Annotated in this window: 13 protein-coding genes; 6 read left to right on the forward strand and 7 right to left on the reverse strand. The window is 70.4% G+C overall.

The annotated features are described in order from the left end of the window. Positions 1 to 421: RidA family protein (locus ACRDPS_RS12750; RefSeq protein ID WP_431502013.1), on the reverse strand; the 421-nt coding region annotated here is incomplete at its 3' end. A gap of 101 nt (positions 422 to 522) precedes the next feature. Between ACRDPS_RS12750 and ACRDPS_RS12755 the strand changes: the two genes are divergently transcribed. From ACRDPS_RS12755 to ACRDPS_RS12780, 6 genes are all read left to right on the forward strand, one after another. Continuing rightward, positions 523 to 1,005, forward strand: a complete 483-nt coding sequence (locus ACRDPS_RS12755; protein WP_431502014.1) for a cupin domain-containing protein — start codon at positions 523 to 525, stop codon at positions 1,003 to 1,005. Beyond that, the gene (locus ACRDPS_RS12760) at positions 1,002 to 1,922 is read left to right on the forward strand and encodes an acyl-CoA thioesterase (RefSeq protein ID WP_431502015.1); all 921 of its coding nucleotides are present in this window, start codon (positions 1,002 to 1,004) and stop codon (positions 1,920 to 1,922) included. The genes ACRDPS_RS12755 and ACRDPS_RS12760 overlap by 4 nt, the downstream gene beginning before the upstream one ends. Further along, positions 1,919 to 3,562 (forward strand): AMP-binding protein, encoded by a 1,644-nt coding sequence (locus ACRDPS_RS12765; RefSeq protein ID WP_431502016.1) that lies wholly within the window; start codon positions 1,919 to 1,921, stop codon positions 3,560 to 3,562. Before ACRDPS_RS12760 ends, ACRDPS_RS12765 begins: the two co-directional genes overlap by 4 nt. Continuing rightward, a complete protein-coding gene (locus tag ACRDPS_RS12770; RefSeq protein WP_431502017.1) occupies positions 3,559 to 5,946 on the forward strand; it encodes a bifunctional salicylyl-CoA 5-hydroxylase/oxidoreductase in 2,388 nt (795 codons plus the stop codon). Before ACRDPS_RS12765 ends, ACRDPS_RS12770 begins: the two co-directional genes overlap by 4 nt. Positions 5,947 to 6,040: 94 nt before the next feature. After that, complete coding sequence (locus tag ACRDPS_RS12775; protein ID WP_431502018.1) at positions 6,041 to 6,925, forward strand: PaaX family transcriptional regulator; 885 nt, start codon at positions 6,041 to 6,043, stop codon at positions 6,923 to 6,925. Further along, positions 6,922 to 7,902, forward strand: coding sequence for a bile acid:sodium symporter family protein (locus ACRDPS_RS12780; protein ID WP_431502019.1), 981 nt, complete (start codon positions 6,922 to 6,924; stop codon positions 7,900 to 7,902). Before ACRDPS_RS12775 ends, ACRDPS_RS12780 begins: the two co-directional genes overlap by 4 nt. A 30-nt stretch (positions 7,903 to 7,932) precedes the next feature. Here ACRDPS_RS12780 and ACRDPS_RS12785 read toward each other — a convergent pair whose 3' ends face one another. The 6 genes from ACRDPS_RS12785 to paaD all read right to left on the reverse strand — a co-directional run. Further along, the gene (locus ACRDPS_RS12785; RefSeq protein ID WP_431502020.1) at positions 7,933 to 8,718 is read right to left on the reverse strand and encodes an enoyl-CoA hydratase/isomerase family protein; all 786 of its coding nucleotides are present in this window, start codon (positions 8,716 to 8,718) and stop codon (positions 7,933 to 7,935) included. Then, positions 8,715 to 9,152: a hydroxyphenylacetyl-CoA thioesterase PaaI gene (gene paaI / locus ACRDPS_RS12790; RefSeq protein ID WP_431502021.1), complete on the reverse strand. Its 438-nt coding sequence runs from the start codon at positions 9,150 to 9,152 to the stop codon at positions 8,715 to 8,717. The genes ACRDPS_RS12785 and paaI overlap by 4 nt, the downstream gene beginning before the upstream one ends. After that, positions 9,146 to 9,985 (reverse strand): 3-hydroxyacyl-CoA dehydrogenase family protein, encoded by an 840-nt coding sequence (locus tag ACRDPS_RS12795; RefSeq protein WP_431502022.1) that lies wholly within the window; start codon positions 9,983 to 9,985, stop codon positions 9,146 to 9,148. The genes paaI and ACRDPS_RS12795 overlap by 7 nt, the downstream gene beginning before the upstream one ends. Then, positions 9,982 to 10,746 carry an enoyl-CoA hydratase/isomerase family protein gene (locus ACRDPS_RS12800; RefSeq protein ID WP_431502023.1) on the reverse strand — a complete coding sequence of 255 codons (765 nt, stop codon included), beginning with the start codon at positions 10,744 to 10,746 and terminating at the stop codon, positions 9,982 to 9,984. Before ACRDPS_RS12800 ends, ACRDPS_RS12795 begins: the two co-directional genes overlap by 4 nt. Positions 10,747 to 10,846: 100 nt before the next feature. Further along, on the reverse strand, positions 10,847 to 11,941 hold the full coding sequence (gene paaE, locus ACRDPS_RS12805; protein WP_431502024.1) for a 1,2-phenylacetyl-CoA epoxidase subunit PaaE: 1,095 nt from the start codon (positions 11,939 to 11,941) through the stop codon (positions 10,847 to 10,849). A gap of 1 nt (position 11,942) precedes the next feature. Further along, on the reverse strand, positions 11,943 to 12,271 hold a 329-nt coding region (paaD, locus tag ACRDPS_RS12810), incomplete at its 5' end, for a 1,2-phenylacetyl-CoA epoxidase subunit PaaD (RefSeq protein ID WP_431502025.1).

Raw genomic sequence — 12,271 nt, forward strand, 5'->3', positions numbered from 1 at the left:
GCCGCGCCAGCCGCTCGTCGGGAATGACGGCGACGCCGAGGATCTCGATCATCGCCTCGGGCTGCCACAGCGCCGTGGTGCCGATCCCCGCCATCGCCGGGTAGACCGGACCGGCCAGGTCGCGCCAGACCGCACCGATCTCCTTGCCGTGCGCCTGGTAGTCCGGGATGTCGGTCAGGTAGATGGTGATCGACACCAGGTCCTCGGGGACTCCGCCCGCCTCCCGCAGCGTGGTCAGTACGTTGCCGAACGCCTGCCGGAACTGCTCGACGATGCCGCCGGGGACGATCCGCATGTTCTCGTCCAGCGCGGTCTGGCCACCGAGATGGAGCGTGTTGCCGCTCAGCGTGCCGTGCGAGTAGCCCCGCGGCGCTGGCAGTGTCGCCGGGTTCACCGGAGTCGGCGTGAGGTCCGTGTCCATGTCCCGACGGTAGGGCATCTATTGACACAGGCACAACGTTCGTGCAGAAAATGAAACACGCAACGTCGGCCCCACCCCGACAAGGGCCAGACAGGACCGCCATGGATCCGAACAGCAACCACGTCATCGACGGCGACAACACCACGTACGCCAACGAGAGCGGCCTCGTCGTCCCGGTCGTCACCCGCGCCGGCGCCGAGCCCGACCTGACCGGGCAGAGCGAAGGCGCCACCCGGGTCAGCGGCATCAGCATCCAGCACACACCGGCGACCAGACTCTGGTTCGGCAAGGTGCACAACCTCGCCGGCTATCGCTCGGTGCCACATCACCACGGCGAGGCGGAGACCGGCGGCTACGTGCTGTCGGGCCGTGCCCGGATCTACTTCGGTGAGAGGTTCGAGGACTACCTCGACATGTCCGAGGGCGACTGGGTCTTCGTACCCCCGTTCATGCCGCACGTCGAGTGCAACCTCGACCGCAACAACCCGCTGACCTGGATGACCACCCGAACCCCGGAGAACATCGTGGTCAACCTCCCCCAGGTCGACGACGCCGACCTGCGCGACTGGACGGAGCGGCCATGACCCCGGTCTCGGCCCAGGCGACGAGCGCGGTCTTCACCGACGCCATCACGCTCACGGAGTGCGGGGCCGAGGTCTTCGACCTCGCGTTCACCGCGACCACCCAGCCGTGCCCCTGGCCGAAGGCGTACGGCGGCGACATGGTGGCCCAGGCGTTGGTGGCCGCCGCGCGAAGCGTCACCGACGGGAAGTCGATGCACTCGATGCACTCCTACTTCATGCGGCCCGTCGACATCGGGGCGGAGGTACGTTACGAGGTCGAGGTGCTTCGCGACGGTCGTGGCTACAGCACCCGACAGGTCCGCGGCTTCCAGAACAACAAGCCCGTCTACGTGTGCATGGCGAGCTTCGCCGCCGGCGAGCCGAGCGGCAGATTCCAGGCGATGATGCCGGCCGACATCCCCGGGCCGGAGACGCTGCCGACCTCCGCCGACTACCTCGCCGACCGCACCGGCGGCACCATGACCGAGACCTCCAAGGCGTACTGGTCCGGCGGCCGCAGCTTCGACATGCGGCACGTGCCGGGGCCGGTCTACCTGAGCGTCGAGGGCGAACGATCACCCCACCAGGCGATCTGGGTGAAGCCGTACGACGCCCTGCGCCCCGTCGAGGGCCTGACCGGCGGGCAGCGCGACACCGCGGCCCTCGCCTATGTCTGCGACTACACCATCCTGGAGCCGGCCCTGCGGGTGCTCGGCCTGGCCTGGGCAGATGAGGGTCTGGTGACCGCCAGCCTCGACCACGCGATGTGGTTCCACCGGCCCGTCGAGATGGATGACTGGCTGCTCTACGCACAGGAGGCGGTCTCGGTCGAGGACGGCCGCGGCACCGGCCTCGGTCGCTTCTTCACCACCGACGGCGCGCTCGTCGCGACCGTCGTCCAAGAAGGCATGATCCGCGCGACAGGAGCCTCGTCATGAACGTCCTGAGCCCGACCGGCTACCGCGACACCTTCGCCCGCGACCACCTGCCGCCGGCCGAGCAGTGGCCGACGCTGGAGTTCACCACGCCTCTTCTGGAGTACCCCGAGCGCCTCAACGCCGCGGCCGAGCTGATCGACGCGACCGTCGCGACCCACGGACCCGACCGCGCCGCCCTCCGCACCCCCGACGGCACGGTATGGACGTACGGCGAGCTGCTCGCCCGCGCGAACCAGATCGCCCACGTGCTGGTCGACGACCTCGGGCTCGTCAGCGGCAACCGGGTGCTCCTGCGCTCACCGAACAACCCGTGGACCGTCGCGGCGTGGCTCGGGGTGCTCAAGGCCGGCGGCATCGTGGTGACCACGATGGCCGCGCTCCGGGCGACCGAGCTGGCGCCGATCGTGGAGAAGACCCAACCGGTGGTCGCCCTCGTCGACCACCGGTTCGTCGAAAACGTCCACGCGGTCAGGGATGCCGTGGCCCCAGACCTCATCGTCGTGCCATACGGCGGCGACACGGAGGACGACCTGACCCGACGGGTCCCGACCAAACCCAGCGACTTCGCCGCGGTCGACACAGCGGCCGACGATGTCGCGCTCTTCGGCCCGACCTCGGGCACGACCGGCGTCCCGAAGGTCACCACCCACTTCCATCGCGACATCCTGTCGATCGACAACACCTTCGGACGTACGACGCTGCGGTTGGAGCCGACCGACGTGGTCGCGTGCACGGCGCCGTTCGCGTTCACGTTCGGGCTCGGCATGCTGGTCGTCTTCGCGCTCAGGGCGGGGGCCTGCGCCCTGCTCACCGAGGCGGCGTCGCCGGTCGAGCTCGCCGACCTGGTCGCCGAGCACGGCGTCACCGCGCTGGCGACCGCGCCGACGGCGTACAAGCAGATCCTCAAATCCGGGAAGATCGGGCAGCTCAAGGGGCTGCGGGTCGCGGTCACCGCGGGCGAGCACATGGCGCGGACGACCTGGGAGGAGCTCGAGCGCGAGCTCGAGCTGCGGGTCATCGACGGCATCGGCGCCACCGAGATGCTGCACATCTTCATCTCCGCGGACGGCGACGACATCCGTCCCGGAGCCATCGGCCGGCCCGTGCCCGGCTATCGCGCCGCCATCCTGGATGCCGAGGGCAACGAGGTCGGCCCGGGCGTCGAGGGACGGCTCGCGGTGATCGGTCCGGTCGGCTGTCGCTACCTGGACGACGAGCGCCAGCTCGGCTACGTCGTGAACGGCTGGAACGTCACCGGGGACACCTTCCTCCGCGACGAGGACGGCTACTTCTGGTATCGCTCGCGCACCGACAACATGATCGTGTCCTCGGGCTACAACATCGCCGGACCGGAGGTCGAGGAGATCCTCGGCACCCATCCAGATGTGGTCGAGGCGGGCGTTGTCGGCGGGCCCGACCCGGACCGCGGCGCCATCGTCTGCGCCTTCGTCGTGCTCCATGAGGGCGTCGACGGCGACGCCGCCAAGGCCGAGGAGATCCAACAGCACGTCAAGAGCCGGCTGGCTCCCTACAAGTACCCACGCGACGTCCGCTTCATCGACGCCCTTCCGCGCAACACCAGCGGAAAGCTGCAGCACTTCAAGCTGCGCCAGATCGTCGAGTCGGAGGGCCGCACATGAGGATCGCGATCGTCGGCGGCGGCCCCGGCGGCCTCTACTTCGCGACCCTGATGAAGACCCTGGACCCCGGCCACGAGATCACGGTCTGGGAGCGCAACGCCCCCGATGACACGTTCGGCTTCGGCGTCGTCTTCTCCGACGAGACCCTCGGCGGCATCGAGGGCGCCGACCAGGTCGTGCACGACCGGATGGAGGAGCGGTTCGCCCGCTGGACCGACATCGACGTCACCCTCTCCGATCGGAACGGTCAGGGCCACTCGTTCACGATCGGCGGGCAGGGCTTCGCCGCGATGTCGCGCAAGGAGCTGCTGCAGATCCTGCAGGAGCGCGTCGCCGACCTGGGTGTCACCGTCCACTTCCGGACCGAGGCCCCCGACCCCGACGAGCTCCGGGCGTCGTACGACCTGGTGCTCGCCGCGGACGGGGTCAGCTCGACCATCCGCACGAAGTACGCCGACAGGTTCGGGCCCAGCCTGGACCGCCGGAAGAACAGATACATCTGGTTCGGCACCGATCTGGTCTTCGAGGCGTTCCAGTTCTTCGTCAAGCAGACGCGGTGGGGCACGATGCAGATCCACGGCTACCCGTTCTCCGACCGGGGCTCGACGTTCATCGTGGAGATGCACGAGGACGTGTGGCGTCGCGCGGGTCTGGACAGCACCGAGAGCCAGGTCCTTCCACCCGGCACCTCCGACGAGCACGCCGTCGACCGGATCGCCGAGATCTTCGCCGACGAGCTCGGCGGGCACGCGATCCTGACCAACAACTCCCGGTGGATCAACTTCGCGACCGTACGCAACGAGCACTGGTACGACGGCAACGTCGTGCTCCTCGGCGACGCCGCCCACACCGCGCACTTCTCGATCGGATCGGGCACCAAGCTGGCGATGGAGGACGCGCTCGCGCTCGCGGCCTGCCTCCACGAGCACACCTCGCTCGAGGAGGCGCTCGAGGCGTACCAGACCGAGCGGAAGCCGGTCGTGGAGTCGACCCAGCGTGCGGCCCAGGCGTCGCTGGAGTGGTTCGAGAACATCGGCATGTACGCCGACCAGGAGCCCGCGCAGCTCGTCTTCAACCTGCTGACCCGTTCGCGCCGGATCACCTTCGAGAACCTCGGGGAGCGCGACCCCGGCTTCGCGGCCCTGATGGAGGCGGAGTTCGCGCGCCACCAGGGTGCCGGCGAGGTGCGGCCCGCGATGTTCCAGCCGGTCCGCATCGGTGAGCTGGAGCTGAAGAACAGGGTCATGCTCTCGCCGATGGACATGTACGCCGCGACCGACGGTGTCCCCGACGAGTTCCATCTCGTCCATCTCGGTTCCAAGGCACTCGGCGGCGCCGGCCTGGTGATGACCGAGATGACCTGTGTGTCTCCCGAAGGCCGGATCACGCTCGGCTGCCCGGGCATCTGGACCGACGAGCAGCGCGACAGCTGGCGCCGCGTCGCCGACTTCGTGCACGGTCGCTCCACCGCCAAGATCGGCATGCAGCTGGGGCACTCGGGCCGCAAGGGCTCGACGAAGCTGATGTGGGACGGCATGGACGAGCCGCTCGATGACGGCAACTGGGAGGTCATCGGTCCCTCCGCGCTGCCCTACGGCGACGGCTGCCACGTCCCACGAGAGGCCACCCGCACCGACCTGAACACGGTGGTCGCCGACTTCGTCACGGCCGCGCAGCGAGCCGTCGACGCAGGGTTCGACCTGATCGAGGTGCACGCGGCGCACGGCTATCTGCTCAGCTCGTTCCTCTCCCCTGTCGCCAACCACCGCCTCGACGAGTACGGCGGCCCGCTGGCCAACCGGCTCCGGTTCCCGCTGGAGGTCTTCGACGCCGTCCGCGGCGCGGTGCCGGCGCATCTCCCGGTCACGGTACGGATCTCCGCCACCGACTGGATGCCCGACGGCAACACCGACGACGACGCCGTGGAGATCGCCCGCGCGTTCGTCGAGCACGGCGCCGCCGCCGTCGACGTCTCCTCCGGCCAGGTGAGCAAGGACGAGAAGCCCGCTTTCGGACGCTCCTACCAGACCCCGTTCGCCGACAAGATCAGACACCTGGTCGCCGAACCCGCGGGGGCGAAGGTGATCGCGGTCGGCGCCATCTCCTCCTACGACGACGTCAACTCGATCCTGCTCGCGGGGCGCGCCGACATCTGCGCGCTCGGCCGCACCCACCTGTTCGACCCCAGCTGGACGCTGCACGCGGCGGCCGAGCAGGACTATCACGGCGAGGCGGCGGACTGGCCGGTGCACTGGGCGGCCGGGCAGCGCAAGCCGCCGACGTCGCGCAGCGACAAGATCCCGCCCCGGCTGCAGCTGCTCCGGGAGGGCGAGAACGACCGGGTGCACCTGAGATGGAGACCCGCCGGCAGCGTGCCGGCATGATCGAAGACGTGGCCGGCGACGAGTCCCGACGACCTGGTCTCGACGCTCGGCCGCCCACGGTGGCACCCCTGAGGGATCCGGCAGAATGCCGCAGGTGACGAAGGCGGAGGGTGCACCGACAACGCAGCAGAACCAGCGGTCGCGCACCACCGTGGTGACGTTCCTCGGTGCCGTTGTGCGCCCGCTCGGGGACTGGATGCCGATCGCCGGCGCCGTCGACCTGCTCGCCGAGGTCGGGCTGGACGCGCCATCCGTACGCACCGCCGTCCACCGCCTCAAACGCAACGGCTGGCTCACCTCGCAGACGCGCGACGGCATCCGCGGATACGGTCTCACCCCGACTGCGGTCACCACCCTCGCCGCCGGCGACGAGGTGATCTGGCACGCCCGCAAGCCCGCCGATCTGGCCGACGGCTGGTGCATCGTGCACTTCGGCGTGCCCGAGTCGCTGCGGGCCAAGCGGCACCAGCTGCGGGCGCACCTGTCCCACCTCGGCTTCGGCAACGTCGGGACGGCGCTGTGGATCGCGCCCGCTCGGATGCGGGAGGCAGCCGAACGGGCAGTGAGCGAGCTCGGGCTCGAGTCGTACGCAGCGATCTTCGTCGGTGGCTACCAGGGCACCCAGGACCTGACCGGGCTGGTCTACAACAGCTGGGACCTCGCGGCGATCGACCAGAGCTACCGTGACTTCATCGCGGCGTACGGCGACCGCGCCACCCGGCTCGAGAAGGACACGCCCTCGGGCCAGGACGCCTTCGCCACCTACCTCGGTCTGGTCAGCCAGTGGCGCAAGCTGCCGTTCCGTGACCCCGGCCTGCCTCATGAGGTGCTCGCCCCGGACTGGAGCGCACCGGCCGCGACGGCTCTGTTCGAGCGGCTGGTGGCGGTGCTGGAGAAGCCGGCGCTCGCGCATGCCAGCGCTCACTGGCCCTCAGGGGCCTCGAAGACATCAGTGTCCGTTGTGGAAGGAAGAGCATGAACGCAGTTCGACAGGCCAGCGCCTTCGTGGGCCGATGGTTCGCCCTGATCGTCCTGGCCGCGGGTGCCATCGCGCTGGCCACCCCCAGCACCTTCGACGGGTGGGCGGCACAGGTGCCGCTGCTGCTGCAGATCATCATGCTCGGGATGGGCATGACGCTGCGGCCTGTCGACTTCGCGATCATCGGCCGGCGACCGTGGGCTCTTCTGCTGGGCGTCGCCGCCCAGTTCACCGTCATGCCGTTGCTCGGCTGGGGCATCGCGCAGGCACTCGGCCTCTCCGCGGTGCTCACCGCGGGCATGATCCTGGTGGGCTGTGCACCCGGCGGCACCGCGTCCAACGTCATGGTGTTCCTCGCCCGGGGCGACACGGCCCTGTCGGTGGCGATGACGTCGGTCTCGACGCTGCTCGCGCCCGTCCTGACGCCTCTCCTCGTGCTCGGGCTGATCGGCGAGGACCTGCCCGTCGCCGCGAGCGACCTGTTCATCTCGATCGTGAAGATCGTGCTCGTCCCGGTCCTGCTCGGCCTGGTGCTCCGGCTGCTGCTGCCGCGTCTGATCGAGCGCGTCGTCGACGTGCTTCCGCTGATCTCGGTCGCCGGCATCACCGGTGTCGTGCTGGCCGTCGTCGCCGGCAGCGCGTCCACCCTGCTCTCCGTCGGCCTCCTGGTCGTGCTCGCCGTGGTCCTGCACAACGTCGCCGGCCTGGCGCTGGGGTATGCGGTCGGGCGGGCCTGCGGCATGCCGATCTCGAGCCGGCGCGCCATCAGCATCGAGGTGGGCATGCAGAACTCCGGGCTCGCCGCCGCCCTCGCCACCGTCCACTTCTCGCCCGCCGCCGCGCTGCCGGCCGCGATGTTCTCGGTCTGGCACAACGTGTCCGGATCGACCCTGGCGAGCTACTGGTCGCGGCGTCCGATCGAGGGCGAGGAAGCCCCGTCACGAGAGAGTGCCCCGGACCCGGCCGAGACCCCCTGACCCGCAGGAGGTGCGACGAGAGCCCCGGGCTCAGGCGCCCTTGAACACAGGCGTCTCCCGGCCGAGGAACGCAGCCACGGCGCCGGTGTGATCCGTGGTGGCACCGCATCTGGTCTGTGCCTGCGCCTCGGCCTCAAGGGCGGCGTCGAGGTCCACGCCCGCGAGCAGGAGTCGCTTGCTCTCGCCGAAGGCGACGGTGGGGCCATCGGCCAGCTGGCGGGCGAGAGCCAGCGAGCGGTCCAGAACGTCCGCGACCTCGGCGGTCTCCCCGGAGATGCCCCAGGCGATCGCCTGCTCGGCGGTGAACGTCTGCCCGAGGAGGATGAGCTCCTTGGCGCGGGCGTCACCGACGGCGCGGGGCAGGGTGAAGGAGAGGCCGGAGTCGAAGGTCAGCCCGATCCCGCTGAAGGCGGTGCCGAGCTTGGCCCCGGCGGCGAAGACCCGGTGGTCGCAGGCCAGCGCGAAGCCGAGACCCGCGCCCACACAGGCGCCGCCGACGGCGGCGATGACGGGCTTCGGCATGGTCAGCAGATCGCGTACGACGGGCGAGTAGTGCTCGCGTACGGTCGCGAAAGCCGCGGCGGCACCGTCGACGAGGCCCTCGGAGTGCTCGCCGAGGTCCTGGCCGACGCAGAACGACTTCCCGGCCCCGGTCAGCACGACGGCACGTACGTCCTGGTCGCGGGCGACATCGGCGACGGCGTCCCGGAGCGCCTCCTTGGACGCGCGGGTGAGCGCGTTGCGGCGGTCGGGGTCGTTGAGGGTGATGGTCGCGACCGCTTCGGTTCGGTCGACGAGAACGGGCTGTTCGGTCATCTTCTCTCCTCCAGGATGGGTCGGCCGAGCGAGCGACTTCGCCCGCGGAACTCCGCTATCACGTTCCCACCCTGTCGGACGGTCACGTCATAGATTCCCGATCTGCCGCGCAGCGCGACCTCTCGGGCGTCGGCGACGAGGATCTCCCCGAGCCGGGCCGGCTCGAGGAAGGTGACCTCGAAACCGGCAGCGACGGTCACGGTGCCGTGCGTGTTGCAGGCGAACGCGAAGGCACTGTCGGCGAGGGTGGCGAGCAGGCCGCCGTGACAGATGCCGTGGCCGTTGACCATGTCGGGCCTGATCTTCATCGACAGTCGGGCGGTCCCCGGACCGACGTCCTCGATGACCATCCCGAGCGCGCGACTGGCGCCGTCCGACTCGCACATCGTCTCGGCACACGCCTCGGCCAGCGCGGCCGGTTCCAGGCTCACCACGGGTAGAACCCCTGCCCGCTCTTGCGCCCGAGATCACCGGCGGCCACCTTGTCGCGCAGCACCTGGGGTGGCGCGAACCGCGGTCCGAGCTCGCGTTCGAGGTGCTCGGCGATGGCGAGGCGTACGTCCAGACCGACGATGTCGGTGGTCTTGAGCGGACCCAGGGGGTGGCGGTAGCCGAGGGTCATCGCCGTGTCGATGTCCGCGGCGGTCGCGACACCTTCTTCGAGCATGCGCATCGCCTCGAGCGCGATGGCGACGCCGAGGCGGCTGCTGGCGAAACCGGGCGAGTCGGTGACGGTGACCGCAGTCTTGCCGAGCGCGGCGACCCAGCCCTGGGCACGGGTGACCAGCTCCGGGGTGGTGCGGGGCCCGACGACGATCTCGACCAGGTCGCTGACCGGCACCGGGTTGAAGAAGTGGAGGCCGATCACCCGACCCGGGTCAGGTACGCCGCCCGCGAGCTCATCGATCGAGAGCGAGCTGGTGTTGCTGCCGATGGCAGCTTGCGGGGAGGCCCGGGCGATCCGGGCCAGCACCTGGTGCTTGAGGTCGATCAGCTCAGGGACGGCCTCGATGACCAGCGCGCAGGAAGCGAGCGCGTCGGGGTCGGTCACGACCTCGAAGGAGCCGAGCACGGTCGCGCCCTTGCCGACGGCCTTGGCCAGCGTCGCGTCGATGCGGTCCCGCGCTGCGGCCGCGGAGGAGTCGTCGGTCTCGATGACGACGACCTCGGCACCGGCCACGGCGAAGGCATGCGCGATGCCGCCGCCCATCCGCCCGCCGCCGTACACGCCGACCGTCTCGGGGAGCGAGCCTTCGATGCCCGTCATCGCTTCTCCTTCCGGCGCTCGAGGAACGCCGTCATCCGCTCGTGCTTGTCCTCGGTCTCGAAGAGCACCGCCTGGGCCACGTTGTCGATCAGCGGGTGGGCGTCGCGGGGTGCGTGGAAGGCGGACTTGGTGAGACGTACGGCCAACGGCGCCTGGGCGGTGATGCGCGCGGCGAGCCGCTGACCGGCCTCCTCGAGCTCATCGGCCGGCACCACCTGGTTGAGCAGCCGGACGGCGAGGGCTTCCTCGGCGGAGAGCACGCGGCCCGCCAGCAGGACCTCCTTCGCCAGCGGCTCCCCCACCAGCTCGCGGAGACGCCAGGCGGCGCCGGCGGCGGCCAGGATCCCGAGGCCCGGCTCGGGATTGCCGATCCTCGTGGACGGGGTGCCGATCCGGAAGTCGCAGGCATAGGCGAGCTCGGCACCGCCACCGAGGGCGTGGCCGTCGACGAGGGCGATGACGGGCATCGGGAGACGGTGGATGCGGTCGAAGACGGCGGAGTTGATGCCGGCCAGCGCGTGCTCGCGGCGCCGGTCGCGAAGCTGGGCGATGTCGGCGCCGGCGGCGAAGGTGCCGTCCGAGCCGGTGATGATCGCGACCGTCGGGTCCTTCTCCAGGCGGCCACAGGCGTCGTGGAGCGCCTCGACGGTCGCCAGATCGATGGCGTTGCGGACCTCGGGCCGGTTGAGACGGAGGACGACATGGTCCTCGCGCTCCTCGACCAGCACGGGGTCGGTGGCCGCCGCCCCTCCGGTGCTCACGGGCGCTCCCGCGCGAGGGCACCGGCGTACCGGTCTGTCCGGGTGATGACTCCGGCGAGGGCGTCGGGCATGGTTCTCCTGGATGTACGTCGGTCGATGCTCAGGCGTCGAAGTCGACGGTGACCTCGTCGCTGACGGCGAAGCTCTGGCAGGTGAGGATGAAGTTGTCGGCGACCTCGCTGTCCTCGAGGGCGTAGTTGCGGACCATGTCGACCTCGCCGTCGCAGACCCGCGCCCGGCAGGTGCCGCAGACCCCGCCCTTGCAGGCGAAGGGGAGGTCGGTGCGGACCTGCTGAGCTGCGTCGAGGATCGACTTGTCCCGCGGCATCGAGGTCGTGGTCGAGCGGCCGTCGAGCACGACCGTCACCTCGCTCGTGACGCCCTCGGTGACCCGGTCGGCGTGACGCAGCTCCGGCGGCGGCTCGTCGACGTAGAAGAGCTCGAAGTGGACCCGCTCGCTCGGGACGCCGAGCTCGGCGAGCACCTCGCGCGCCTCGGCGAGCATCCCGAAGGGGCCGCAGAGCCACACGTGATCCATGCCGTCGACCGGGACGAGCACGGTGAGCAGCCGTCGCAGCCGGTCGCCGTCGAGGCGGCCGGTGAAGAGCTCGACGTCGCGTGGCTCCCGGGAGAGCACGTGGATCAGGTCGAGCTGGTGGCCGTGGGCGTCCTTGAGGTCTGCGAGCTCCTCGGCGAACATCACCGAGTTCGTCGTCCGGTTGCCGTAGAGGAGCGTGACGTGGGCGTCGGGGTTGCTCAGCACGGTGGCGGCGATCGAGAGCATCGGTGTGATGCCCGACCCGGCGGCGATGCACAGGTGACGTCCACCCGCACCCGCGTCGGCACGGAAGCTGCCGCTCGGCGGCTGCACCTCGATCCGGTCGCCGGGACGTACGTCATGAACCAGCCAGCGGGAGAAGAGCCCGTCCGGGATCACCCGGACACCGATACGCGGCGCGGTGCCCGCGGCGGAGCAGATCGAGTAGGTGCGACGGTGCTCGACGCCGTCGATGGTGCGACGCAGCGTCAAGGACTGCCCGGCGGCGAAGTCGTACGCCTCGGCCAGCTCGGCGGGTACGCCGAAGCTCACGGCCGCGGAGTCGTCGGTGAGCGGCTGCACGTCGGTGACCGTGAGGGTGTGGAACGCCCCGCGTGCGGTCGGCTCCGGGGTCAGCGGGGTCTCGGTGACGGTCACCTCAGATCTCCTTCACGTGGTCGAACGGCTCGAGGCAGTCGCGGCATCGGTACATCGCCTTGCAGGCGGTGGATCCGAACTCCGAGGTGAGGTCCACCTCGGCCGAGCCGCAGCGCGGACAGGTCACCGAGCGACGGGTCGGCCTCAGCTGGAGTGCGACCGGACCGTCGCCGCGAGGCGCTGCGCCGGGTGGCGAGATCCCGGCGTCGGCGAGCGCTTCGCGTCCTTCGGGAGTGATCCAGCCGGTCGTCCAGGCGGGCTCGAGGGCCACCCGCACGCGGACGCGGTCGAAACCGGCGGTGCGGAGCTCGTGGACGAGGTCGTCGCGCA

It is taken from the genome of Nocardioides sp. (assembly GCF_050699375.1).
In the GTDB taxonomy this organism is placed as follows: domain Bacteria; phylum Actinomycetota; class Actinomycetes; order Propionibacteriales; family Nocardioidaceae; genus Nocardioides.